We start from the raw sequence: 26,193 nt of genomic DNA, 5'->3' as shown, positions 1-26,193 counted from the left end.
GTTTTTGAAATGAATATATTAGCAGTTCAATGTTAAAGAAAATATATAAAATTAGTATTGTTCCGTATACTCTGTTTCTGCTTTACCTGATGTTTTTGGGAATGGGCAGGTTTCAGTATGAAGAAAATCTCCTTACGCTAGAACCCGTTTTTTCTACAATAAAATTTATCCAGGGTCCGAATAAGACAATAGATATTGTAATGATTGTCCTGGGAAATATTATCATGTTTATTCCTTTTGGATTTTTGGGCTGGGTTTTGCCTGATCTGAAAAAACTAAAACCATTATTATTTAGCTTTATCTCATGTATCGTTATTGTTGAAGCACTCCAATACTTTACACGAATGGGAATATTTGAGGTAGACGATATCATCCTGAATACATTTGGGGTGTATCTGGGATGGGTATTTTGCAGGATTATTGAAAAAAAGTTTAATTATTAAGTTCCTTGGCGCGTTTTTCGGCATTCAGAATTCCCTTTTTCAGAATTTCTTTGAGACGGCTGTCTTCAAATGTTTTTAAAGCGGCTTCTGTCGTTCCGCCTTTAGAAGCTACATCTTTAATCAGTTCCTCTAGATTTTTTTCTGAGTTATTGATCAGGTGATAAGCTCCCAGCATCGTCTGCTTCACAAAAAGTTGAGAGAGGTTTTCTTCAATTCCCATTTCAATACCGGCTTTAATCATTGCATCAATGATGTAATAGAAATAAGCGGGACCACTTCCTGAAAGTGCCGTAACACCGTCCAGAAGTTCTTCTTCTTCCAGATAGACCGATCTTCCCGTGCTGTTCAGTAGTCTTTCTATACTTATGAGTTGACTGAAAGAAATTCCCTCTGCAGCAGTATATCCCGTAATTCCCATTCCCAGAAGGGTAGGAGAGTTCGGCATTGCTCTTACAACAAGCGGATGGTTCAGTAATTTTTGAATTTTTTCAATATTGATTCCCGCCATGATGGATAATACCATCTGGTTTTCTTTTAAAGTAAATTGAATATTTTGGGCAACGGACTGAAAATCCTGAGGTTTTACCGCGATGATAATCAAATCAGCATCGAGTTCCTTTACTTCTTCAAAGGTGGAAATTTTAGATCTGGGGAATTCTTCAGCTATTTTGGAGATTTTTTCCTGATTTCTGATAATCAGATGCAGATGTTCAGGTTTGATCAGCTCGTATTTCAAAAATGATTTTGAAAAAGAAAGTCCCATATTTCCGGCTCCAAGAATAGCTATTTTCATCACAAATTGTAATTTTTAAGCTAAAATAATGAATTTTTGGAGACTGGATATGAATTGGTTCTGAATTAATTTTTGTTGGAAAACGCAAGGGCGCAAAGATTTTGAATAATACACAGTTTTTAATACTTAAAAAAAATCAAAGATTTTCAGCAAGCATGAAATGTTATAAAAATATTGTAGCAAAAAGATTATACGGTATTCAATTTTATCGCAGATAAAATTTTTGCGTCTTAAAGCATAACATATATCAGAAAAATTGCGTCCTTGCGTTTTCCAACTATCATTCGCGCTATATTCCCGGAAAAATCAGTAATGAAAAAGGCTGTATTCCAATCGAATCAGCCTCTATATATTTGTAGATTAAATGATATTCACTTCCCTTTCTAATTCTATTCCGAATTTTTCTTTCACAGAGTTGATGATTTCAGTAGAAAAGTCAAAAATTTCTTTTCCGGTAGCATTTCCGGTAGCATTGATGATAACCAGGGACTGCAATTTGTGTGAAGCTACATTTCCAATCTGCTTTCCTTTCCAACCGCATTGTTCAATCAGCCATCCGGCAGGAACTTTTACCATATCGCCATTTGGATAGCCTTGAATATTTTCAAACTTTTGTTTTAAATCTTCAAATTGAGCTAGAGGAATCGTTGGATTTTTGAAAAAGCTTCCGGCATTTCCGATTTCTTTAGGATCCGGCAGTTTGCTTTGTCTTATATTGATGACCGCTTTGGAAATATCCTGAATGGTTGGATTTTCAATGCCAAGATTTTCCAGTTCAGATTGGATCGCGCCATATTCTGTTTTGATAGAATGATCTTTTCTGGTAAGTTTAAAAGTGACTTCCAGAATCACATATCTGCCTTTTCCTTCCTGTTTGAAGATAGAATCTCTGTAACCGAATTTGCACTGTTCAAGGTTGAATGTTCTTACTTCAGGATTTTCTAAATCCAATACCTTACAGCTTACAAAAACATCTTTGATTTCTGTCCCATAAGCCCCGATATTCTGCATCGGAGAAGTGCCTACATTTCCGGGAATTAAAGAAAGGTTTTCCAGTCCTCCAAAATTCTGCTGCAGGCAGTACATCACAAATTCATGCCAGTTTTCACCTGCTTTTGCGGTTACCAATACTTCATTTTCGTTGATGCTCTCTGCAGTAATTCCTTTTAAATTAAGTCTGATAGCAAGACCGTCAAAATCTTTGGTAAGAAGAATATTACTTCCTCCTCCCAAAAACAGAAGCTGAAGAGATTGGTTTTTCGAGAAAATAAGAGCCTCTTTTAATTCATCAATTGTATTGACTTCAGTAAAATAGCGGGCTTTGGCTTCAACACCGAAAGTGTTATAAGGTTGTAATGAAAAATTTTCCTGCATGTTTATTTGTATTCTTTGGGAAGAATTTTGTCTAGTTGTTCTTTAAGTTGTTGTAATTGCTTGTAATGTAAAGTGTCTGCATAAGCATTCACATAGATGTGTGATTTTTTCGGAGTCCGGATCTGAAAAGTTTCATCTGTTCCGTCTACCGATTGTAGGCTGGGAGAGCTTTTAATATGGTCTAGATCTACAATCCTTACTGATGATACAAGCTGCTTCCATGTGTTGGAACTGATGGCAGATCCCCATTTTTTATGGGTTTGATTGGCCGTCATTCCTTTTTCTGCAAAAACGGAATCTTTTGTGACTTTAATAATTCTGTAATTTCCCAGATGTCCTCCGATATCGGATACGCTAATGAAAGTAATCTCGTACGGATTCTGATGAGGAATAGCCTGTTCCGTTTTTTTGGAATCACAGGAAAAAAATGCCGACAGCAAAAGAATCGAAAACAGTATTTTCAGATGTAGTTTTTTTGTTGTCGGCATAGGATATATTTTACAGACTGAATTCTTCTCTGTACTTCTTTAAAGCTTCTTTCAGAATTTCAGCACTTCTTTTTAAATCTTCTTCTTTCAGAACGTAGGCAATTCTTACCTGTTTCTTTCCTAATTCAGGATCACTGTAGAATCCTCCTGCAGGAGCTACCATAATGGTTTCGTTGTTAAGAGAATATTTTTCAAGCAGCCACTGTGCAAATTTTTCAGTATCATCTACCGGAAGTTCAGCAACACAGTAGAAAGCTCCTCTTGGTTTTGGGCAGATTACACCCGGGATAGCATTCAAAAGATCTACCAATACATTTCTTCTGTGGGTATACTCTTCTCTTACCGCTCTGATGTAGGCACCATCATTCTGGTGTGCCGCTGTTGCTGCAATCTGTCCTAGAAGAACCGGGCTCAACCTCGCCTGTGCAAAAAGCATGGCAGCATTACGGATCTTGCTGGAACGGGTAACCATACATCCGATTCTTACTCCACACATAGAATAACGCTTGGATTCAGAATCAATGATGATGCAGTTTTCAGCTAATTCAGGGAAATCAAACATGGAGATCTGCTGTTTTCCGTCATATACATATTCTCTGTATACTTCATCAGAAATGATTACAATATCATATTTCAAAGCAATGTCTGCCAGCTTCTGAAGTTCCTCGCGGGTATACAGATATCCGGTAGGGTTTCCTGGGTTACAGATAATGATTGCTCTGGTTTTTTCTGTGATTTTTTTCTCGAATTCTTCAATAGGAGGTAAAGCAAAACCTGTATCAATAGTAGAAGATACGGCTACTACATTCACATCAAATGTGCTGGTGAAACCATTGTAGTTGGCATAATAAGGCTCAGGGATAATCACTTCGTCACCTTCATCACATAAAGTAGAGATCGCAAAGTTCAGGGCTTCAGAACCTCCATTGGTAACAATGAAATTATCGGGTGTAAGATCTGAAAAACCTAAAGAGTGATAATATTCTGTAAGGGCCTTTCTGTATTCTATATTTCCTTCAGAAAGCGCATATTCCAATACTTTTAAATCGATGTTTTTTAAAGCATTTAAAGCTGTTTCCGGAGTTTCAATATCAGGCTGTCCGATATTAAGGTGGTATACTTTTATTCCTTTCTGTTTTGCTTGTAATGCAAAGGGAACCAGTTTTCTTACCGGCGATGGCGGCATATGCAGCGCTCTGTTTGAAATATTCGGCATTGTTCAAAAAATTTGTATGACAAAAATAGGATTTAATTTCTCAATAATAAAATTAAGAATCAATAAGAAGATGTTTCATTAAGTTTTACGTTGTCTTTGAAAGTTGCTTATTTAAATGGTGTTTGATATTAATTTTTCACACATTTTAAATAAAGTTTAAGATTTTGTTAAAAATAACATTTTCGTATTATTATTTTTACTAAATTTCGCCTCAAATGTGATTAAAATGGTAATAAATTTATTTTCTAGAGTGGTACCTGCTATCGCTCTGTTTTCTGCCAGTGTACTCATGGCTCAAAATTATCAAACTATGCCGATTTCTTCAGGCTTTACAGCTGATGTAATTGCAAACGGGATAGGTTCTTCAACAGTTACTACAAATAATGACGTAGACGGAGTTTCTTACGCTTTTATAGCGAAAGATTTTCAGCTGACCTCCACAAGTGCAGCGATTACGTATGGTATTCCTGTTGATGGAGTTATTAATTCCGTAGTGGGAACCACTCCGGGATTGAGCTTTCAGCTAGCCAGTTTGAATGCGAACAACTCTTTAAGGCTTGCTGCAATCAATGATAACGGAACTTTGGCATTTACAACACCAAAAGCAGCAACCAAGCTGTATATGCTTGCTGTAAGTGGAAGTGGGACTTCTACAGTAAGTGTAGTGGTCAATTTTACAGATGGCAGTTCACAGACGTTCTCAAGTATCAGTCTTGCAGACTGGTATAATGGATCTAATTTTGCCATCCAGGGAATAGGAAGAATTAAAAAGCCGGGAGCTACTCCTGGGGCTGGTGATGATGTTCCTTCTCCTGAAGGCGGAACCAATCCAAGATTATATCAGGCTGAACTGGCAATAGATGCAGCAAATCAGACAAAGCTGATACAAAGTGTAACAGTAACCAAGGCTAGTGGTTCAGGGATACCGAATATTTTTGCTTTTTCAGCGGACGCTTATTCGGATTGTATGCCTCCTGTATTGCAGGCCGTTTCAGGAATCACGGCAAACTCGGCTTTGGTTTCATGGACAGGTAATGCTGCCAGCTATGATGTATACCACAGTACTTCAAACACAACCCCGGCGGGCTCAGTAACACCTACCTATCCGGGAGTAACAGGAACAAGTACAACGATAGGAGGTCTTAATTCCAATACCACTTATTATTATTGGGTAAGATCCAACTGTAACACGGCGACAGGCCAAAGTGTATGGTCTTTTGCAGGAACATTTAAAACAGCTTGTTCTACTTTTACGGTTCCGTATACAGAAAACTTCGATACAACAAGTACAGGTTCCAGCACCAACACAAATGCACCAAGCTGCTGGGCATATCTAGAAAGTGCATCATTTGCGGGCTATGGTTATGTAACTACAACCAACAACTATTCAGCACCTAATGCTTATTATTTATATAACTCTACGGCTACTACAGGCAGCCAAATGTTAATTTCGCCTCCAACTGTAAACCTTTCAGATGGTACTAAACGGGTGAGATTCTATGCAAGATCCGGATCAAATGGGTACACATTGTTAGTGGGTACTTTATCAAACCCTGCTGATCCTGCGTCTTTTACACCAATTGGTTCTCCTATTGCTCTGACAACTACCCATACACAATATACAGTTAATATTCCTGCGGGTTCTGATTTACAATTAGCATTTAAGCATGGTTTAGGAGGTACAGGCCGTGGACTTTATATTGATAATATTACAGTTCAGAATATTCCTTCTTGTCTGGAGCCTACAGCAGTTACGTCATCAAACGTAGGAGCGAACACAGCAACGATCGGTTGGACGGAACCATCTCCGGTTCCTGCAGGTGGATACGAAGTTTATTACAGCACAAACAATACTGCACCTGATGCTTCTACTGTTTTAAACGCTACAAACTCTGTAACTTCTACAACAGCTTCTGCACCGTTAAGCGGACTGCAGCCCTCTACAACATATTATACGTGGGTAAGATCTAGCTGTAGTGCATCTGATAAGAGCATCTGGAGTACTTCTACATCATTTACAACTCTTTGTGTTCCAATAACTACACTGCCTTGGAGTGAAAATTTTGATGCAATGGCAACTATAGGTTCTGCAATCATTCCGAACTGTTGGAAACAAACTCCGGGAGGAAGTTCATCTAACTATAACTTTACATCAGCAAATGCTTCCCAGCAAGCTTATAATGATCCTAAATCTGCTCCAAATTATGTGACGATTTATTATCCATATAGTAATGCAGCTTATTTATGGACACCTACGTTTACTCTAACTGCAGGAAGTTCGTATGATTTTACATTCTATTGGGTAGGAGACGGCTATTCTGGTTGGCAGAATGAAGTATTGGTAAACAACGGACAAACAGCGACCGGAGCAACTAGCTTATCAACATTTATTACGGCTGATCAAACAGCTGCAGGGGGAGGTAATAGTGCTAATTATACTAAAGTTACCGTTACCTATATCCCAACGGTTACTGGTGACTATTCATTTGGAATTAAAGCTTTGAATACAACAACGGATCCGTACTATATGGGATTTGATGATTTCTCTCTTACACAGTCCAATTTAGCTACAGCTGAAACAGCTGTTAAGAAAAAAGAAGTGAATGTATATCCTAATCCTTTCAAAGATGTTCTGCATGTCGCAGATATCAAAGATGTTAAATCTGTAACGGTTACAGATGTGGCAGGAAGAGTAGTGAAAACTATTGACAATCCAACCTCAGAACTTCAGTTGGGAGAATTAAATGCTGGTTTATACTTAGTGACAATGAACTTTAAAAATGGTTCAAAATCTACAGTAAAAGCCATTAAAAAATAAAATTTTTTGAGTTAATAATTTCTGTAGGCAGTTGCATTCGTGTGGCTGCCTTTTTTATGATCCATTAAATAATAACTGGACAAATTATTCTTAAAAAATGTTGATGAAATTATTATACATTTGCACCGAAAACTATAACATCCATGAATAAATTAAAACTACTTTTTTTAATACCATTATTTTATTCCGAATTTTCGCAGGCTCAACGAATTGATAAAGAAATGATCAGTTTCCAGCTTTTGAAAGAACCGGTTTTTCCTACAGACCTTTCCAGCAGAAACTATACGATTACGGTAAAATCTCCCTATAACATTACAAAAGATGATGTTATAAGATTATCAAAAGAAGATCATCAGAAAAAGGTGAATAATTATCAGGCAAACGTTGAAAATGCCAAGTACGAACACGGAGAAAGATTGAAAGATTATGATGCTGAAGTGAAAAAGCTTCAGGAAAAGTACAAACTTGAATCTGCAGAATACAGTAAGTTATCAGCGGTTGAAAAAATTGCAGCTACCAACGGTGCTCCAACGCTGAGATTACCATCCAGACCTATCCTTAATATTCCTCCGGTTCCGGTGTATCAGCAGCCAGATCTTAGAGATGCCCTAATTGTGGATAATAAGATTCTGGCTTCTCAAATAGATGTGACCGGTTTTTCAAAAGGAGGAAATTATCTGGATATTGTCATTGAAATGGAAAGAACAAATTTTCAGGACAATCAGGGAAAAACTTTCGCCAATCAGCCTACAAAAATTATTGCGAAACAGGGAGGAACTGTAAAACTGGATAAGACTTATTTCTCAGATTTTGCAGAAATAGCAAGCGTTCCGACCAATGAAATTAATCTTAATGCTCAGGAAAAAAGGTATCTTCAGAGAACCATTGACCGTACAAGGAATATTATCAATGAAAACTTCGGGTATCAGACCATCAATTCTACCGTGACCTTGGCAACTGTAAAGAACAAAGGAGAGTATGATGATCTGGAAAAAGCGTATATCTACGTTACAACCAATCTTAAAAAACTTCAGGCAAAGTCAGATTATGCACCGAATAAAGTAGCCATGGAAAACATGCAGAAAGGGATTGATCTTTGGAAAAGTGCTTTGACAAAAGTAAATTACAACGATAAGAAAGCTGTTTACAATCAGAAGATCGGAGAGTATCTTTATTTTAACCTGATCAGATTGAATATTGCTTTAGGGAACTACCAGGAAGCAGAGAAATATTTAAATGAACTACAGGAACATCTGGTAGATATTAAACTATCCTATGATGCCAATCTTGAACTGAAAAGATTAGAAGAGAAAATTTATAATAACTAAAGAAAACGATATGATTAAACAGATTATTGCTTCGGCATTAATTACAGCTTCTGTGTACTCTTATGCACAGACGAAAGTGACTGAGGGAACAAAATTCACGGTGGATGCCAATCTTGAAACGGATGATAAACTGGTACTGGCAGATGATTATAATTCTTATATGTTCAGTGCTATCAATATTGACGGACTGATGAGAAATGTTTTTCCTCACAAGAAATTATTAATGAGAAAACTGGATCAGAACGGAAGTCTTGTGGATACTTATGTAAAAGATTACGCCAATAAAACGAATGGGGTTCTACACAATTATTTGGGATCACAGCAGATTGATGATGATAAATTTATAGCATTTACAGAAGAGTATTTCGGAAAGGAAAACAGGAAAGAAGTTTTTCAACATGTTTTCAGTAAAAAAGAAGGTACTTTTACAACAAAGAGTATTGCAAAATACAATATTGAATCTACCAACAGATCGGGTACAACGTATGTTCTTTTCTCAGAAAACGGAAAATATGCAGCCATCTTCAATGACAGATTTGCCAGCAAAAAAACAGATAATGTAAATGATGTTCTGGTATTGGACCTGAGAACCCTTTCCCCGGTTTGGAACAAAGAAATTACATTGAGTAATGACTATGTTGAAAAATCTTTAACATTAACTAACTCAGCGAAAATCGTTGTACTGCGTAAAGCTGCAGGCTGGAAGGAATCTTATAAGCTGGAGCTGGTGTCTAATACTGAGGATAAAGATCTTCCATTTGATGACAAATATATTCCTGAGAAGTTGTATGCTTTCAGTAAAAATGATAATGATTATCTGGTGACTTTTGGAAGAAAAAATGCAGCGGTTACCATTGGAGCGAGTACTTTCGGAACGGTAATGTTTTATGATATGAAATCCGGAAAAGCGGTTATCAGCAATACCAATTTGGCGGGAAGCAAAGACATGAACGACGTGAAAGTCATCAAAACCATCGTGAAAGGAGATGAGACTTTAATGGCTGTCCAGCAGGAAACGGTGACAAGACCGATGCCTACAACAATGAATCGTTTCCCTGATCCCGTATATTCACTGGATGCAGGAATGTTGATCAAATTTAATAAAGAAGGAGAGGTAAAGCAATTTGTAGCAGCTGGAACTTCTACTGGAAAAAGAATTCACGTGGTTGAATCCGGAGACAAACTTTATATTTCTGCATTCTATCCTAAAGGAGCCTTCGGAAACACAGGATTCTCTATGAAAGTTTTTGATTTTGCCAACCTGAAACCTCAGGAAGTAAGCCTTGATTATAAAGGAAGAAACTTCTTTCAGAACTACGGTTTTGCAGATGGAAATATGATTCAGTATGTTCCGAATGTCAACAAAATGATGTTCCTTCAAAAGAGCAGCAAAGATGTTCAGATGTTCAGTGTATACAATTTTATAAAATAATCGTATTTTAGAAAAAATTACAATATGCAGATTCAGTCGGTTTCCATAGAAGATTATATCTCAAAGATTCCTGAAGAAAGACAGGAAGCTTTCAAAAAACTTTACGATGCGGTGAATGATAATCTCCCGAAAGGTTTTGAGGACGCTACAAATTATGGGATGATAGGTTGGGTAGTTCCTTTGACAACTTATCCTGCCGGATATCACTGTGCTCCCGGAACACCGCTGCCATTCATCAATCTGGCTTCTCAGAAGAATTTTATAGCGCTGTATCATATGGGTCTGTATTCAAAACCGGAACTTCTGGATTGGTTCGTAGGAGAATATCCTAAACATTCCAAAAAGAAGCTGGATATGGGAAAATCCTGTGTCCGCTTCAAAAAAGTAGAAGATATTCCTTTTGAACTGATTGCCGAACTGAGTCAGAAAATGACTCCTGATGACTGGATCGGAATTTATGAATCTCAGTATAAAAGATAAAAAAAGAGCCCTGAACTAAATTTCAGGGCCTTTTTTATGCTGGAAGCTGGAGGATGGAAGCAGGAAGTTATAGTTGTGTTTTTAGAATCAGCGTTTGTCGTTTGATGGGTATGTGTTTTACGATTAAAAAGTTAATTAAATGGGTGTGTATTTATTCATCGACATCCGGAAACTTCCATCCTCCAGCTTCCTTCTTCCTTTCTAAAAATGAATATCCCAAATTCCCGCTTTACGCTCAAGCTCAATCAAAGCGGCAGCATTATCTGCAAGAGCCTGATAATAATCTTTCCTTACATTGTTATATGTTCTCTGGGCATTCAGGACTTCAAGGATTGAGCTTTCTCCTCTTTTGTAGCTGTAGGTGATTCCTTCCAGAATACTTTGTGCTTCCGTAAGCATTCCGTTATGAAATTGTCTGAGCTGTTTCTGAGTGGCTGTATATTGCTGATAAGCCTGCATTACCTCAGCTTTTATACCTTGTTCGATTTGTTTGTACTCAACTTCTGCCTGAGAATGAGCCATTTCTGCTATTTTCAATCCTGCATTTCTTCTGTTGGAAAATTTCAAAGGAATGCTAATGCCCATTTTTACAGCATTTACGGTGGGAGAAGGGGCAATTTCATTCGTAGCTTCGGTATGACGCTCTGCTCCGGCACTGATGCCTAAATCTATAACTCTATTAGCTTTTTCAAGGCTGATCTGACTTTTGGTAACCTCTGTATTTTGTCTGGCAGCCAATAAATCTGCTCTTTCATTTAAGGCCTGAAGAATCAGATCATCAATACTAAAATCCCTGTTGAAGGCATTAAAATCTCCGGCAACATCTCTGTCTGTAATTTTGCTTTCTCCAAGAAAAACCGATAAACTGGTGAGCGCCTGCTGTTCTGCACTTTCAGCCTGATATACTTCATTGAGAAGAGAAGTAGCTTCCAGTTTACTTTGTTTGGACGTCACAAGTGATATAGTTCCCAATCTGTAACGGATACTGTCGGACTTTGCAAGCTGTTGCATATTTTTATAAGAATCCTGCTGTACCTCAAGCAAAGCTTTGGATTTTAGAGCCTCAATATATCCTAAGCTTGCATCTGCTCTCAGATTCCTGAAGAAATCCTGCAATTGTATTTTGCTCAGCTCCGATTGGTTTCTGGCCAGATTTACCCTGGCTTTTCTTTTACCACCCAATTCAAGGGTCCAGCCTAGTGATGCGCCATACACATATCCCATATTCTGACTGACCCCATTATTGGTAGTTTCCATTTCTAATTGAGGATCAGGAAACATATTGGCGGTTTGGATAGCAGCTTCGGCCATACTTACATTGTATTTTTGAGAAGCATATCCCAGATTTTTATTTCCGACAAGACTCAGGTATTCTTCGAATGATAAAAGTTCTTTTTCCTGTGCCTTCATCCATGTAATACTTAGCAATACGAGAGATAATATGATAAATCGAACTCTAATTTTCATTTGATTCTAAATTTTGTTTTTCGTTTCGGCGTTCAGTCATAAAATAAATTGCCGGCAAAACGAATAAGGTTAAAATAGTGGAGAACATCAGTCCATAAACAATCACAGTTGCCAGTGGACGCTGTACATCAGAACCGATTCCTGTGGCCAATGATGCAGGGAATAATCCAATTACAGCCACCGTTGCGGTCATCAGTACAGGTCTGAAACGGTCTTTTGCCCCTTTGATGGCTGCCTCTTTCAGCTCATATCCTTTCTTACGGAGATCGTTGATATGAGAAATCATAATGACTCCGTTCTGGATAGCAACTCCGAACAACGCGATGAATCCTACGGCTGAAGACACATTCAGAGACATTCCCCGGATATTGAGCGCGAGCATTCCGCCAAATAAAGCCAGTGGAACAATAGACATCAATACCAAAGCCTGCCTGAAATCTCCAAATGCGCCATACAACAACAAGAACATAATAGCCAGTGCTAACGGAACAATAAATGCCAGCCTTGAATATGCCCTGTTTTGATTTTCAAACTGCCCGCCCCATTTGATTTGATATTTTTCGTGATCGTATTTGATCTCTTTTTCAATTTTATCCTGTGCATTTTTCAGAAAAGAAGAAAGATCAGTACCTCTCAGATTCAGTTTTACCGTAAGATGTCGTTTATTCATTTCTCTGGTAATAGTACTTTCACCGGTGCTTAATTTTACTTCTGCCACCTGAGACAGCGGAATTTTTGCCCCTGAAGCTGAAGTCAACATCAGGTTTCCGATTTTATCCGGCGTATCGCGGCTGTCTTCCGTGTAACGGCAGGAAATATCATACACCTTATTGCCGATAAAGATCTGGGAAATGGCTTTTCCTCCCAATGCCACTTCAATAAGGTCGGCAACATCAGCTACATTCAATCCATACTGAGCAATCTTGTCTCTGTTGGTAATAATCTGCAGTTGAGGTAACGGTGGCTCCTGATCGATAGCAAGATCTGCAGAACCCGGAATTGTATTTAAAGTGGATAATACATTTTCTGCAATTCGCCTGGTTTCCTTAAAGTCTTCTCCATATACCTTTACTACCAGCTCACTGTGAGCTCCGGAGATTTTATCCATGACCCCGTCAATCATAGGTTGCGAAAACCCAACGGTGAACCCCGGCATATCTTTATAATCGGCCGCAAGTTCTTTGATGAGGTCGGCTTTTGTTTTTCCTGAAGGCCATTCGCTGTAAGGTTTTATTCCAACAGATACTTCAAAGTGGGAAGCCGTCCATGGGTCGGTACCATCATCATTACGTCCTGCCTGAACCATCATATAAGTGATTTCAGGATGTCTGAGAGTACGGGCACGTAAAGTATCACTCATTTCTTTTGATTTGGCTAAAGAAATTCCAGGAGGTAACTGTACCTGTAACCATATGGAACCTTCATCCAATTCGGGAAGGAAATCTTTTCCCACATGATAGGAGAGAATTCCGGCAGAAACCAGAACGATCATAATAGGAATGATTACTCTTTTAGGAGTCTGCATTATTTTTTCAATGCTCTTTCCATAAGCTGAGCTTAGTTTTTCCAGCCATTTATTGTGATAGATCTTCTGTGGTTTCCGATAGATGACATAAGCTAATCCCGGAATCAGAAGTAATGCAACAGCAAGGGCTCCCAATAGAGCATATCCAACAGTAAAAGCCATAGGGGTAAATAATTTTTTCTCTACTCTTTCAAAAGCAAACAAGGGAAGATAAGCGGTAATGATAATGATCGTGGAAAAGAAAATAGGTTTTGCCACTTCAATCACTCTCTGGGTAATGGTTTTTTCTTCCAGTGTGTCTTCAGAATTTTCTTCGCGTTTCTTCAGAATGGTTTCCAGCATGACGATGGCTCCATCTACAATGATCCCGAAATCAATCGCTCCCAGTGAAAGAAGATTGGCCGGAATATTGGTAAAATACATGAGTATAAAAGCAAATAACAAAGAAAGTGGAATGGTAATCGCCACCAGCAATGCTCCCCGCCAGCTTCCAAGAAATACAATCAGAACGATAATAACCAGTACAATACCTTCGGTAAGGGTATGGGAAACTGTGGTAAGCGTAGTTTTCACAAGATCCGTTCTGTCCAGAAAAGGATGGATTTTAACTCCGGGAGGAAGTGTTTCGTTATTCAGTTCTTCAATCGCTTCATGCACACCTTCCAGTACTTTTGAAGGGTTTTGACCCCTTAATAAAAGCACAATTCCTTCCACACTTTCAGAATAATTACGTTTTCTGTCTGTATAGCCGAGAATCCCTTTCCTTTCCAGATTTCCGTATTTCAATGTTCCTACGTCATTCAGAAAAACTGGAACCCCATTTTGGGTTTTGACTACAATTTTTCCAAGGTCATTTAAGTCTTTTACCAAACCTATTCCACGGATGACATAAGCAAGGTTTCCGCGAGGAAGCATACTGCCTCCGGCGCTCACATTGTTTTTGGAGATTGTTTCGGTAACTTCAGACAGAGATAATCCGTATTGTTCAAGCTTATGCGGATCCAGCTCGATCTGAAACTGAGTGGTAATTCCCCCAAAATTGGTTACATCAGCAATTCCTGAAACCTGTTTGATACGGGGAATGATGACAAACTTTTGTAAATCCGTCAATTCCCGCAGACTGTGGTTGTTGCTTTCGATAATGTAACGATAGACTTCGCCGATGGGAGAGGTGAGGGGATCCAATCCCGGCTGTGCCCCATAAGGAAGCTCCACATCTGTCAGTCTTTCCTGAATACGCTGCCTTGCCCAATAATCATCTATCCCGTCATCGAAAACCATGGTAATAATGGAAAGCCCGAAAGTACTTTTGCTTCGCATGGCATGCATTCCGGGAAGTCCGTTCAGAGATCTTTCCAAAGGGATTGTGATTTGCTGTTCTACTTCTTCGGCAGCCAGCCCCGGAACCTGAGTTACTACCTGAGAGGTTACATCCGCAATGTCAGGATAGGCTTCAATGGATAATCTGGTCCAGGAATAATACCCGAAAAATCCCAGTAAAAGGAAGAGAGCCAGCATCAGCCATCTTTTCTGTATAGAGATTGTAAGTAATTTTTTCATAGTTCTTGATTTCGCATCATTTTACATTATTTCGCATCCAGCATATAAATTCCTCCTTCGGTCATGATGATTTCTCCGGGTTTTAATCCTGATGTGATTCTTACTGTTTTCTGATCAGTTTCTCCCGTTGTCACAGAGCGTTTTGCATATTGATTCCTGCCGATTTTTACCCATACATACTGGAAACTGTCCTGCTGCATCAAAGCGGTTACGGGAATCATAACCGTTTTTTCAGGAGTTGTTGAAAAGTTGACGGTAGCATACATGCCAGGTTTTAGTTTTCTGTCTGGATTATCACATTCAATAAGAACTTTTATACTTCGGGTATCTTCATCCACTATTTCATTGATGTGATACACTTTTCCGCTAATATTTCTGTCCGGATAGGCACTTACTTTTACAGAAACCTGATCTCCGGTATTCACAAAGCGGATGTCTTTTTCTTTTACATCACCGGAAATCCAGACTTTTGATAATTCTGCGATAATCATTACCGGATCGGCATCTCCTTTCAGATATTGGCCGTTTACAATTTTGTTGGAAATAATTTCTCCGTTGATGGGAGCTCTTACAATGAGAGGACTCCCAATACCTCCTGCTTTACTGTTATAGACTTTTAAGGCTGAAGCAGCATTAGAAAGAGATGTCTTTTTATTTTTAAAATCGGTTTCCGCTTCGTCCAGTTCCTTTTGGATGCCTACTCCGTGCCTGACAAGATCTTGCTGGCGTCTGTAATTTTTTTCCGCAAGTTGTACATCATTCAGTGCATCTGTGTAATCTTTCTGAACTGAAAAATAATCTGAAGAAAGGATCTCGAAAAGCGGGCTTCCGGCAGAAATATGTTGTCCAAGCTGAATAAATGATCGGGTAATTCTTCCGGAAAAAGGGCTGGCAATTTCCGCATAATGATTGGGAATCGCCTGGATTGTTCCTGCTGAGATTACTCCATCACTGTGTTCCTGTTCGGCAACAACCTGTGTTTTAATTTTTTTGAAAATGGGAATATTTTCCGGAATGGTTGCCTGATCACCTTTTATCATTATTTCCGGTTCTTTGTTTTGCTGAGGTCTATTGTCTTTACAGGAAACTGCAAAAAGAACAATACTACTTAAGATTATTTTTTTCATGATCTTAATACAATTGAGTGCTATTGCTGATTTTTACTTTTTCTTTGGTATTTTTCTTGGTGCTGAGCCATTTTTTGCCTCTTGCTTCCTTCTGAGAGGATAAAGTAGGTCTCAGGAATATATTGGTAGAGACAATAAAGAAAACTGTGATGAGGGCTTCTGCAGGATATCCCAACGCACATAATGCGCCTATGGCCGCAGAGCACCATAATGTGGCTGCTGTATTTAATCCTCTTACGGTAAGGCCGTCTTTCATGATAACGCCGCCACCAAGGAAGCCTATTCCGCTGACAATATAAGAGGTGATTCTTCCGGCCGCATCGCCACCAATTCTGATAGCAATCAATACGAATGCTGCAGAGCCAATGCAAACCAAAGTGTTGGTTCTGAGTCCGGCATTTTTTTTGCGCCACTGTCTTTCAAAACCAATGCCGGCACCAAGAGCAAATGCGGTAAGGAGGCGAAGAGTAAATTCGAATGTATTCATAACTTTTCCTGTTTTTATAAAGCTTTTCAGCTGTACGGGAAAAGTGAGTACAACTAAAGCTTTTAAGATTGATAATTACTGTAAGGATCTGCGTCCATGTGCTTTATTTTTTACTGTGCAAAAGTAAAGAGTAACACGTTTTTTTACCGTTAGAAAAGCTTTAGAATATTATTATAAAATCATTAGAGAAAATGTTTTCCTGTTTTTTTAATGGTGAAATAAGAAATGATTATTTTTTTAGACCCTATTAATAAGTGTAAGCTGTACCCATTGTAAAAGATAAAATTTCAATACATTTGGGGGCAGGCAGTTTTACATGATTAATTTCACGATTTATCACATAAAATAAAAGCCTGCTGAATCTCGGAAACTTCTTTCCAAAATCTTTTGAATTATATATTTTAGAAATGAAAAAATCAAACATAGCAATACCAGCTACGCTTTTAGCAATCATATGTGTACAGGGAGGAGCGTCCATTGCCAAGCAGCTTTTTCCTGCCATCGGAGCTATTGGTACAGTTACTTTAAGAATTGTACTTTCTGCTGTTTTGCTTACGTTGATTAACCGTCCGAAATTTTTACAGTTTGACAGACAAAAATGGAAATACTGTGCGGTCTACGGAATAGGATTGGCTGCAATGAATCTTATTTTTTATATGGCGATTCAACGGATTCCATTGGGATTGGCGGTTACAGTAGAATTTGCAGGTCCTTTATTTCTTGCACTGGCTTTGTCACGTAAACTATTGGATGTTGTATGGGCATTATTAGCCTGTGTCGGAATTCTGCTGATTGTTCCGTGGCAAAATGATCATGTTGATTTGGTAGGTCTTGGGCTGGCCTTTCTGGCCGGGATGTTCTGGGCTGTTTACATCATCATGGGTGGAAAGGTTTCGAAAATAATGGACGGAAAAGATGCGGTAACGACCGGGATGATATTTGCGAGCATGGTAATTATTCCCTTTACGATTTGGGATGGAGCGGTTTTTAATCTTACTCCTGCTATTTTTGTTAAAGGTCTCGGTGTGGCTATTCTTTCGAGTGCTTTGCCTTTTTCATTGGAGATTATGGCATTGAAAAGACTTCCTGCAAAGACTTTTAGTATTCTGATGAGTCTGGAACCTGCATTTGCAGCACTTTCAGGATTGGTTTTTCTTGCTGAAGAATTATCTTTTTTACAATGGATTTCTATTGCATGTGTAATTGCTGCCAGCATAGGAACTACAGTTTTCAATAAGAAATCTCTTGCTCATGAGTAGAATTATGGAATTTTAAAAGGGAAATTAAGATTCAAATAAATTTGAATGAAGTGTTGATACATCAACTAATCATGAACTCTACCGTGAAAATAGTTTCGTTATGATCCGATACTACATTTACTTTTGCATTGTGGAGCAGAATAATTTTCCTGGTGAGAAATAATCCTATTCCATGACCTTTTTCCTGACTGGTTGTTTCACTTCTGAAAAATGGCTCGAAAATATACTGTAAATCTTCCTTAAGAATCATATTCCCGGAATTGATAAAGCTTATTTTAAGATATTCGTAATGGATTCTGACATCTATCAGACAACTGTGTTCCGGAGAATATTTACAGGCATTGTCAATAAGATTATTAAATGCAACCTGCAGCAGATATTCATTTCCCTGAATGACCAGCTGGTGTTCTTCTATTGAATCTTCGATGTTCAGTGAAACTTTATATTCTGAATTTTCTCTTATTATTTTGCTGTAAGATTCCAGAAGAATCTCATCAAGGCGCACTTCAGAAAAACTGATTTCATTGGGGTCATAGCTTGCTTTGGCGAGGTCCATTAAGCTGTTGGACAGTTTTACCATATTTCGGGCGTCATTCAGGGCATATTGAATGGTTTCTTTGTATTCCTCTTTGGTTTTATCTTTCTCGGAAGCCAGTTCCAGCTCTGTAATAATCGCAGATAAAGGCGTTCTCAGTTCATGTGAAATGTTTGATACGAAATGCTTTTGTGAATCAAAAGAATTTTCAAGCCGCTCCAGCATTCCATTGAAGTTTTGGGCAAGCTCATTAAGTTCATCTTTTTCCTTCGTTGTTTTCAGGCGTAACTGTAATTTTCCGGCGGTGATTTTTTTGATCTGATTGACCATTTCACTAAGTGGGCTCAATGCTTTTTTAGAGAGAAATATCCCAGCCAGATAAATCAATATTAAAATAATAAAGAAGGAAATAATGCTGATGGTAAGAAGATGAGTGAGATATTCATATCCATACTGATCATAAGCTGCTGCGGTGACTGCGTAAGTTTTTCCCTCGTAATGATATACCATTCCGATTACCTGTAAATCGTTTAGAAAGAAATTGATTCTCTTTTTCTGGAATATCTGCGAAAGCATTTCCGGGGTTTCTTTTACATAATCTACTTTCGCATCATCATGATAAACAAGTTGCTTATTAACATCATAAATCGCTACCTGAACTTCATTTAGGGTTCTGGTATTGTTTTTATAAAGCTTGTGCATTTCCTTTTCAGGCAATGAACTCCGGAAAAATAAATCAGCTTTAGCAATAGCTTCGTTCTGAAGTTCACTGTAAAAAGATTTCTCTCTGGCTTCTTTGGATGAATAATAGATCGAAACGCTGTAAACCCCCAAAAGCATTGCAGTGATTAAGGTAAAAAGCAGCGTAAGTCGGGTTCTTATTTTCATCCGGATATTTTTAGTTGATGCTTACTGTACAAGGCCTGATTCGTAGTCTTTTTTCAGAATGAATCCCATGCCGGCTTTGGTGTGGATCAGTTTCGTTTCAAAATCTTTATCTATTTTTTTTCTAAGGTAATTGATATACACATCAATAAAATTGGTGCCCGTATCGAAATGGGTCTCCCATACTTTTTCTGCAATTTCACTTCGGGAAAGAACCCTTTCGGAGTTCTCCATCATGAATTTTAAAAGATTAAATTCTTTCGGAGTGAGTTTTATTGGTGTATGATCTCTGCGCACTGTTTTCTGTTCCAGATTCATTTCAATTCCTTCATATTTCAGAACGGAAACATTTTGCTGTCTCTGTTGTGAAAAGCGTTTCAGAAGTACTTTGATCCTTGCTACCAGTTCACGCATTTCAAAAGGTTTGGTCAGATAATCATCCGCTCCGGCATCAAAGCCTTCCAGTTTATCATCCGTAGTTCCCAATGCTGTCAGCATAATGACCGGAAGATCAGGTTTCAGCGTTTTTATTTCATTGCAAAATTCAAGACCATTTTTTTTAGGCAGAACAATATCTGTGACTACCAGATCAAAATTCGTCTGTTGAGCCAGTTTCAAACCTGTGTTTCCATCATAAGCCACGGTCACCTCAAATTCAGCTTCCTGAAATCCTTTTGCAATCAGTTTGGAAAGTCTGTCATCGTCTTCAACTAATAAAATATGTGGCATAAGAATCTTGAATAGGTTTGAGTTGATGTGAAGAATAGATCAATATTCCCACAAATGTAATGAATTCTATTTTGTAATTTTGGTCCCGAAAGTATAATCGAATGTCTGAATTTAGAATTAAAAAAAGAATAAAAAAGGGTACTGTTATTTGGTTTTTATCCTGTCTGATGGTATTATTGGTACAGTGTAAAAATGCTTATTCCGGTAAGGTACAGCTTAAAAACGGTGACCTGCTTTTTGTAACGGCTAAAGAATCGGGGCTTTCCGGTGCGATCAATAATGTCACTCAAAAACAGAAGGCTGCTTCATTTGATCATATCGGAATTCTTGAAAAAGATGGTAATAAAATGTTTGTTCTGCATGCTGCTCCGAAAGGAGGTTCTCAAAAACAGGATCTGAAGGATTTTATAAAAGATCAAAAAGAAGACGGGCAGGAGGTGATTGTTTATCGTTTAAAGCCTGAATATCAGACAACTATTCCTGAAGCTATTAAAAAAGCGCATTCTATGTTGGGGAAGCCTTACAACTTCAATTATATCCTGGATGAAAATTCTTATTACTGTTCAGATTTTGTAGAAAGATCCTTTCGGGCAGAAAATATTTTCAAACTGGAACCCATGACGTTTATTGATCCTAAAACAGGAAAAACAAATGCATTCTGGAAAGAATTCTATACCAAAAAAAATCTGATAGTCCCTGAAGGAGAGCCGGGTTGTAACCCTAATGGACTTGCCGGGTCTGATAAATTAGAAAGGATAGGAAACTATTAAAATATAGAGAGAAGCTGAACAGGCTTCTTTTTTTTATGTTAAATTTTTAAAAATATTAGTCTACTAATTTGGTGGACTAATATTTTTTTATATTTTTGTCACAGATTTAAATGCAGAGCGCAATATGATCATAGAAGTTTAACCAAAAAATGTTTAGCGATGATTACACCTAATCCGGGCCTGCAGGTTTTACAAAATAAAATTAACCTGCCTAAAAAAGAATTGTTATTGGAAATAGAGTTGAATGGCAAAATGAAATTTGAACATTTAATGAATACCATCTACAATCAACTGGGCATCTGTCATAGAGTGTTATCCGCTAATGTAGAGTATGTGAACGGATATAGTTTTGGTTCAGTACAGTTATATATTAATGTCAATTCAGAAGATTTTCAGCAGCTTGAGATCTATCTGAATAAAAATAAACTTATGAATACAACAGTGGAGTATATCTGCAGAAAGTATTTTTAAGTGAGATTCATATAGTTTTAATTACTCAAAGTGTCCGGTTTTTTACCGGGCACTTTTTACTTTATACTAAATGTAAATTAAAACAGAACAATTATTGGCCGGGACAAAATTCCCCTCCTCCGGAGGGGTGGCGAAAATTCAAAGAATTTTTGACGGGGTGGTAAAAAAGAAAAAAGCGCTCAGATTACTCTGAACGCTTCGATATTAAATAAAATAATTTTAAATTCTTTCGATATCAGCACCAATTGCTTTCAGCCTTCCATCGATATTCTCATATCCTCTGTCGATTTGCTCGATATTGTGGATAATAGATTTTCCTTCTGCAGAAAGTGCTGCAATAAGAAGTGCATTTCCAGCTCTGATATCCGGAGAAACCATCGTTGTTCCTCTTAGCGGAGCTTCCTGGTTCAACCCGATTACCGTAGCTCTGTGCGGATCACATAAAATGATCTGAGCTCCCATGTCAATTAATTTATCAACAAAGAATAATCTGGATTCAAACATTTTCTGATGAACCAGAATGCTTCCTTTTGCCTGAGTAGCTACCACTAAAATAATAGATAATAAATCCGGCGTAAATCCTGGCCATGGAGCATCCGAGATAGTAAGGATAGATCCGTCAATAAATTTCTGAATTTTATAATGTTCCTGAGCAGGAATGTAGATATCATCACCACTTTGCTCAAGCTCGATTCCTAATTTTCTGAATGTATTCGGGATGACACCAAGCTGGTTCCAGTTTACATTTTTGATGGTAATTTCAGATTTCGTCATAGCTGCAAGACCAATCCACGATCCGATTTCTACCATATCCGGAAGCATAGTATGTTCTGTTCCTCTCAGATAATCTACTCCTTCAATAGTAAGAAGGTTAGACCCGATTCCTGAGATATTGGCTCCCATTCTGTTCAGCATTTTACACAATTGCTGAAGATAAGGTTCGCATGCCGCGTTGTAGATTCTTGTTTTTCCTTTTGCCAGAGCTGCTGCCATTACAATGTTGGCAGTTCCGGTAACAGAAGCTTCTTCCAGTAAGATAAATTTTCCTCTTAATTCTTTAGCTTTTAAAGAATAGAAATATTCCTCTTCATCATAATTGAATTCAGCACCCAGTTCAACAAGTCCCTGAAAGTGGGTATCCAGTCTTCTTCTTCCGATTTTGTCCCCTCCCGGAGTCGGCATATAGGCTTCACCGTAACGGGCAAGCATTGGTCCCATCAGCATAATGGATCCACGTAATTTTGCGCCGTCTTTTTTGAACTCGTTAGATTTTATGTAATCAAAATTTACCTGATCAGCCTTGAAAGTATAATCTCCCTGTCCGTTTTTAGTAATTTTTACCCCAAAATCTCCAAGAATTTCAATCAGTCTGTTGACATCATGAATATCCGGAATATTTTTGATTCTTACCTCTTCGTCCGTAAGGAGTACCGCACATAAAATTTGTAGAGCCTCATTCTTGGCCCCTTGTGGAGTTATTTCGCCCTGCAGTCTTTTTCCTCCTCGTATTTGAAATGTTCCACTCATTATTTTCTGTTTTTATGATTGTTATTATGCCTTCTTTTGTTAGGCTGGTTGCTGTTGTTGTTTTTATTACTGTTGTTATTCCTGTTGTTATTGTTGTTATTCCTGTTGTTGTTATTGCTGGTGTAATAGATTTTACTTTTTTCAAGAGAATCTATTCCGGTAAGGTCCAGCCTGTTTTCAGACAGTTCTTTCAGGTGGCGGAAAATTACATCATCCGTCACATGTTCTTTATTATAGACATTATAAGATTTCTTCATATTGTTGGCAATTACCTCGATAAGGGCTTCTTTTTCATCACCCGTTTCCAGTTCAATTGCTTTTTCTATCAATTGAAGAATACTTTTTCCGTAAAACTTAAAGTCACCCTGAAGTTTTGGATATTCCATTCTTTTAGGCTTTTCTGCCAATTGTTCCGGAGTAGGGAACGGATATGGAGAATCTACATCCAGATCATGATTAGCAAGAATAAAAAGATGGTCCCAAAGTTTATGTTTATAATTTTCCTCGTCGCGAAGTTGTGGGTTTCTCTGACCCATAAAATCGATGATTGCCATAGCCATTTCATTCCTTTCCTCTTTGGTAGGAAGTTCTTTGCAGCGCTCAACCAACTGTTGTATAATTCTGCCGTATTCCGGCATATGAAGCTGAGTTTTTTGGGTATTGTATTCCATAGTATGCAAATATATGGATTAAAAGAAAAATTGTTTCGAGAATCTGAAAAATTTATGATTTTTTAATGAAAATTTTAAATGACTTTCCTCTTGATTTATTATTGAAAATTAAAATATTTCCCATTCATTTGAATTTGTTTTCAATAAAATTGTATCTTGTTTAATAGATTGATAATTAATTATTACAATGAAAAAAACATATTTTTTCCTTTCCCTATTGGCTTTAGCACTAGTCAGCTCATGTCAGAACAGGGATGAATTGATTACAGAGACTTCCCGGCAGGAAGAAGTTCATAACAAAACGGTGAATGTTACTCATCATGACGGCCGTCCATTCAGTACCGGAAAGGATTCCGGATCTACAAATGGTAAATTTATTGCGGGTCCCGGTGGTGGAGTTCTGATGCAGGGTTTTTACTGGGATGTTCCTGAAGGAGGCAACTGGTGGAATACCGTTAAAGATAAATTAACTGCATGGTCTGATGCGGGAATTGGTGCCGTATGGCTTCCTCCTGCTTCAAAAGCACAGAACGGAGCTTACTCTATGGGATATGATCCTACGGATTATTATGATTTTGGAAATTTTAATCAGAATGGAAGCGTGGAAACCCGTTTCGGATCAAGAACAGAATTGGAAGCATTGATTACAAAAGCACACACAGAAAATATGCAGGTATATGCAGATATAGTGATCAATCATAACAGTGGTGGACAATCCGAAGCGAATCCTTTCACCGGAACCAATACCTGGACTGATTTTTCAGGCGTTGCTTCGGGAAAATTTCAGAGAAACTACAATGATTTTTATAAAAATGCTTACGGAAACAATGACGAAGGCGCTTTTGGCGGATTTCCTGATCTGTCTCATGTTAATCCACATGTTCAGGACTGGCTTTGGGGAAGAGATGATTCTGTTGCAAAATATTATAAGAATGTAATGAAGTTTGATGGATGGAGGTTTGATTACGTTAAAGGTTTCGGTCCTTGGGTTGTTAATACCTGGAATTCTAAAGTAGGCGGATTTTCTGTTGGTGAATTATGGGACTCTAATGTAAATACACTGGAATGGTGGGCCAATAATGCGAACAGCTCCGTATTTGATTTTGCGGCTTATTATAAAATGGATGAGGCTTTTGACAACGGAAATTTAAACGTTCTGAATGATGATATGATGTGGAAAAGAAATCCATATAAAGCTGTCACTTTTGTAGCCAATCATGACACGGATATCATTTATAATAAAATGCCGGCCTATGCCTATATCTTAACCCATGAAGGATATCCGACCATTTTTTACAGAGATTATGAAGAATGGCTGAACAAAGAGAGACTGAACAATCTGATCTGGATTCATAATAATAAAGCTACCGGAACAACTTCTATTCTCTACACCGATAATGATGAATATATTGCAAGAAGAAACGGATATAATGGAAATCCCGGGCTGGTTGTTTATATCAATACATCATCAAGCTGGCAGGAAAGATGGGTAGAAACCAACTGGAGCAGCCAGCAGATTAAAGATTTTACCGGAAATTCAACCTGGTACCCGACTACCCAAGGTGATAAATGGGTGAAAATCCAGTGTCCGCCGAATTCTTATTCTGTATGGTCACTTAATTTATAAGTAATGAGTAATAATTGATAATTGATAATTGATAATTGATAATTGATAATTGATAATTGATTAAGCTGGTAAAAGACCGTTCTTCAGTTTAACTTCCATTAAACATTAAACATTAAACATTAAACATTAAACATTAAACAAAAACAACTATACGTCTTATTTGTCATTCCGTAGGAATCTATACAATCTTTCATTTTAATGTTGTGCTGTAAGAATTTCTTACGGAATGATATTTTATAATAATTGGAAAGAAACTTTCTATAAGATAAAATTACACCTGAATAAACTTTTTCTTCTGGTGCTGATCCGGTAAATAACATTTCTGATTGGCCAGTTTCATTCTGTTTCGGGAAATAATATCATATACTTTATCGCTTAAAAATGCAGGCATAATTTTACCAATAAAAGAAAGTTTATAAACTCCTCCCAGTAAGTTGGCGATTTCCAGTACTGCCCGCGATTTGATCAGATAATATCGTCCCGGTTTCCATAGGTACATCGTATTAAAGACATTTGTTTCCAGACCTCTTTCAGATAAAAATTGCTGTCCGAATTCAGATTGAAGGGAAGCAAACATGAATTGGTCTTTCTTATCTCGCTCCAAAATCCACTGTACCCAGAAATTACAGACTCCGCAATCTCCGTCAAAAAATACAATATGTTTATTTTCCCAGTTTTCCACAGCTTTATTTATTAAACATGATTCTTCTTTCGGTATCTTCTTTAACCTTTTTGAAATATTGAATAAGTTCTGCACGCTGTTCATCCGATAGCTTGGCATCCTGATGTCCTAAATAATAAGATTCAAGCGGCATTTCTTTTTTTTCAACCATTTCTATACATTCCTCCAGTTTATGAAGTTGTCCTTTAGGTTCATATACTGCAAAGGTAGAAAAATTAAGATGCTTCCTGCCTTCATCAATATGATTTTTTACCCACCATGAAGCTGGTGAAAAATTAGTATACCAGGGATAAGTGGTTTCGTTGGAATGACAGTCGTAACAAGAAGTTCTAATGGTACGGGCAATTTTTTCCGGAGTATTTTTAATCTTCAGAAAATCCATACCCGGGGTGGCAGGCGGATTTGTTTTGTCAATAGGAAAAAACTGAATGATGATAAAGGCAACGAGAATAACAACAATTATTTTTTTCATAGAGATAATATTCATGTTTGGTAAAGA

General features: G+C 37.7%; 23 protein-coding genes. 9 read left to right on the top strand and 14 right to left on the bottom strand.

Annotated elements, in window-relative coordinates; genetic code table 11:
* Positions 1–29: 29 nt before the first annotated feature.
* On the top strand, positions 30–443 hold the full coding sequence (locus FN817_RS09935) for a VanZ family protein (RefSeq protein ID WP_142717783.1): 414 nt from the start codon (positions 30–32) through the stop codon (positions 441–443).
* On the opposite strand, the gene proC is transcribed toward FN817_RS09935, so the two are convergent.
* The 4 genes from proC to FN817_RS09915 all read right to left on the bottom strand — a co-directional run bounded on the left by proC (position 433) and on the right by FN817_RS09915 (position 4,314).
* Positions 433–1,236, bottom strand: a complete 804-nt coding sequence (gene proC / locus FN817_RS09930; RefSeq protein WP_142717782.1) for a pyrroline-5-carboxylate reductase — start codon at positions 1,234–1,236, stop codon at positions 433–435. The two genes, FN817_RS09935 and proC, sit on opposite strands and share 11 nt — an antisense overlap.
* 360 nt (positions 1,237–1,596) lie before the next feature.
* A complete protein-coding gene (gene murB, locus FN817_RS09925) occupies positions 1,597–2,616 on the bottom strand; it encodes a UDP-N-acetylmuramate dehydrogenase (RefSeq protein WP_142717781.1) in 1,020 nt (339 codons plus the stop codon).
* Positions 2,613–3,098, bottom strand: a complete 486-nt coding sequence (locus FN817_RS09920; RefSeq protein ID WP_142717780.1) for a hypothetical protein — start codon at positions 3,096–3,098, stop codon at positions 2,613–2,615. Before FN817_RS09920 ends, murB begins: the two co-directional genes overlap by 4 nt.
* Positions 3,099–3,108: 10 nt before the next feature.
* Entirely contained in the window at positions 3,109–4,314 is a 1,206-nt protein-coding gene (locus FN817_RS09915) for a pyridoxal phosphate-dependent aminotransferase (protein ID WP_047425920.1), read from the bottom strand.
* 226 nt (positions 4,315–4,540) lie between these two features.
* On the opposite strand from FN817_RS09915, the gene FN817_RS09910 reads away from it, so the two are divergent.
* From FN817_RS09910 to FN817_RS09895, 4 genes are all read left to right on the top strand, one after another.
* Positions 4,541–7,132 (top strand): fibronectin type III domain-containing protein, encoded by a 2,592-nt coding sequence (locus FN817_RS09910; RefSeq protein ID WP_142717779.1) that lies wholly within the window; start codon positions 4,541–4,543, stop codon positions 7,130–7,132.
* Positions 7,133–7,275: 143 nt separating this feature from the next.
* The gene (locus FN817_RS09905) at positions 7,276–8,460 is read left to right on the top strand and encodes a hypothetical protein (RefSeq protein WP_142717778.1); all 1,185 of its coding nucleotides are present in this window, start codon (positions 7,276–7,278) and stop codon (positions 8,458–8,460) included.
* A 10-nt stretch (positions 8,461–8,470) separates the two neighbouring features.
* Complete coding sequence (locus FN817_RS09900; RefSeq protein WP_142717777.1) at positions 8,471–9,892, top strand: hypothetical protein; 1,422 nt, start codon at positions 8,471–8,473, stop codon at positions 9,890–9,892.
* A 24-nt stretch (positions 9,893–9,916) separates the two neighbouring features.
* On the top strand, positions 9,917–10,372 hold the full coding sequence (locus FN817_RS09895) for a DUF1801 domain-containing protein (RefSeq protein ID WP_142717776.1): 456 nt from the start codon (positions 9,917–9,919) through the stop codon (positions 10,370–10,372).
* A gap of 201 nt (positions 10,373–10,573) precedes the next feature.
* On the opposite strand, the gene FN817_RS09890 is transcribed toward FN817_RS09895, so the two are convergent.
* From FN817_RS09890 to FN817_RS09875, 4 genes are read right to left on the bottom strand one after another with little or no spacing between them, the layout of a single operon-like run.
* A complete protein-coding gene (locus tag FN817_RS09890) occupies positions 10,574–11,839 on the bottom strand; it encodes a TolC family protein (protein ID WP_142717775.1) in 1,266 nt (421 codons plus the stop codon).
* Positions 11,829–14,924: an efflux RND transporter permease subunit gene (locus tag FN817_RS09885; RefSeq protein ID WP_142717774.1), complete on the bottom strand. Its 3,096-nt coding sequence runs from the start codon at positions 14,922–14,924 to the stop codon at positions 11,829–11,831. Before FN817_RS09885 ends, FN817_RS09890 begins: the two co-directional genes overlap by 11 nt.
* A 26-nt stretch (positions 14,925–14,950) precedes the next feature.
* On the bottom strand, positions 14,951–16,051 hold the full coding sequence (locus FN817_RS09880) for an efflux RND transporter periplasmic adaptor subunit (protein WP_142717773.1): 1,101 nt from the start codon (positions 16,049–16,051) through the stop codon (positions 14,951–14,953).
* 4 nt (positions 16,052–16,055) lie between these two features.
* The gene (locus tag FN817_RS09875) at positions 16,056–16,538 is read right to left on the bottom strand and encodes an MgtC/SapB family protein (RefSeq protein WP_142717772.1); all 483 of its coding nucleotides are present in this window, start codon (positions 16,536–16,538) and stop codon (positions 16,056–16,058) included.
* A gap of 407 nt (positions 16,539–16,945) precedes the next feature.
* On the opposite strand from FN817_RS09875, the gene FN817_RS09870 reads away from it, so the two are divergent.
* Complete coding sequence (locus FN817_RS09870; protein ID WP_142717771.1) at positions 16,946–17,797, top strand: EamA family transporter; 852 nt, start codon at positions 16,946–16,948, stop codon at positions 17,795–17,797.
* A gap of 61 nt (positions 17,798–17,858) precedes the next feature.
* Here the strand turns inward: FN817_RS09870 and FN817_RS09865 are convergent, their stop codons facing one another.
* Complete coding sequence (locus FN817_RS09865; protein WP_142717770.1) at positions 17,859–19,220, bottom strand: HAMP domain-containing sensor histidine kinase; 1,362 nt, start codon at positions 19,218–19,220, stop codon at positions 17,859–17,861.
* Between the two features lie 21 nt (positions 19,221–19,241).
* Entirely contained in the window at positions 19,242–19,946 is a 705-nt protein-coding gene (locus FN817_RS09860; RefSeq protein WP_142717769.1) for a response regulator transcription factor, read from the bottom strand.
* A gap of 101 nt (positions 19,947–20,047) precedes the next feature.
* Between FN817_RS09860 and FN817_RS09855 the strand changes: the two genes are divergently transcribed.
* Together FN817_RS09855 and FN817_RS09850 are read left to right on the top strand one after the other, a co-directional pair.
* Positions 20,048–20,716, top strand: coding sequence for a YiiX/YebB-like N1pC/P60 family cysteine hydrolase (locus FN817_RS09855; RefSeq protein ID WP_142717768.1), 669 nt, complete (start codon positions 20,048–20,050; stop codon positions 20,714–20,716).
* Positions 20,717–20,875: 159 nt separating this feature from the next.
* Entirely contained in the window at positions 20,876–21,187 is a 312-nt protein-coding gene (locus FN817_RS09850; protein ID WP_142717767.1) for an NIL domain-containing protein, read from the top strand.
* Between the two features lie 219 nt (positions 21,188–21,406).
* Here the strand turns inward: FN817_RS09850 and murA are convergent, their stop codons facing one another.
* Both murA and FN817_RS09840 read right to left on the bottom strand, forming a co-directional pair.
* Positions 21,407–22,714 (bottom strand): UDP-N-acetylglucosamine 1-carboxyvinyltransferase, encoded by a 1,308-nt coding sequence (gene murA, locus FN817_RS09845; protein ID WP_047386545.1) that lies wholly within the window; start codon positions 22,712–22,714, stop codon positions 21,407–21,409.
* Positions 22,714–23,385 carry a DUF4290 domain-containing protein gene (locus FN817_RS09840; RefSeq protein WP_142717766.1) on the bottom strand — a complete coding sequence of 224 codons (672 nt, stop codon included), beginning with the start codon at positions 23,383–23,385 and terminating at the stop codon, positions 22,714–22,716. The genes murA and FN817_RS09840 overlap by 1 nt, the downstream gene beginning before the upstream one ends.
* A 187-nt stretch (positions 23,386–23,572) precedes the next feature.
* Between FN817_RS09840 and FN817_RS09835 the strand changes: the two genes are divergently transcribed.
* Positions 23,573–25,012: an alpha-amylase gene (locus FN817_RS09835; protein ID WP_142717765.1), complete on the top strand. Its 1,440-nt coding sequence runs from the start codon at positions 23,573–23,575 to the stop codon at positions 25,010–25,012.
* A gap of 271 nt (positions 25,013–25,283) precedes the next feature.
* Here FN817_RS09835 and FN817_RS09830 read toward each other — a convergent pair whose 3' ends face one another.
* A complete protein-coding gene (locus tag FN817_RS09830) occupies positions 25,284–25,694 on the bottom strand; it encodes a thiol-disulfide oxidoreductase DCC family protein (RefSeq protein ID WP_228451516.1) in 411 nt (136 codons plus the stop codon).
* A gap of 4 nt (positions 25,695–25,698) precedes the next feature.
* The gene (locus FN817_RS09825; protein WP_142717763.1) at positions 25,699–26,166 is read right to left on the bottom strand and encodes a heme-binding domain-containing protein; all 468 of its coding nucleotides are present in this window, start codon (positions 26,164–26,166) and stop codon (positions 25,699–25,701) included.
* Positions 26,167–26,193 lie beyond the last annotated feature (27 nt).

The sequence above is a fragment of the Chryseobacterium rhizoplanae genome (assembly GCF_900182655.1).
Classification (GTDB): Bacteria; Bacteroidota; Bacteroidia; order Flavobacteriales; family Weeksellaceae; genus Chryseobacterium; species Chryseobacterium rhizoplanae.
Note: the sequence above shows the minus strand (reverse complement) of the source record. Positions and strands in the feature narration are given on the sequence as shown.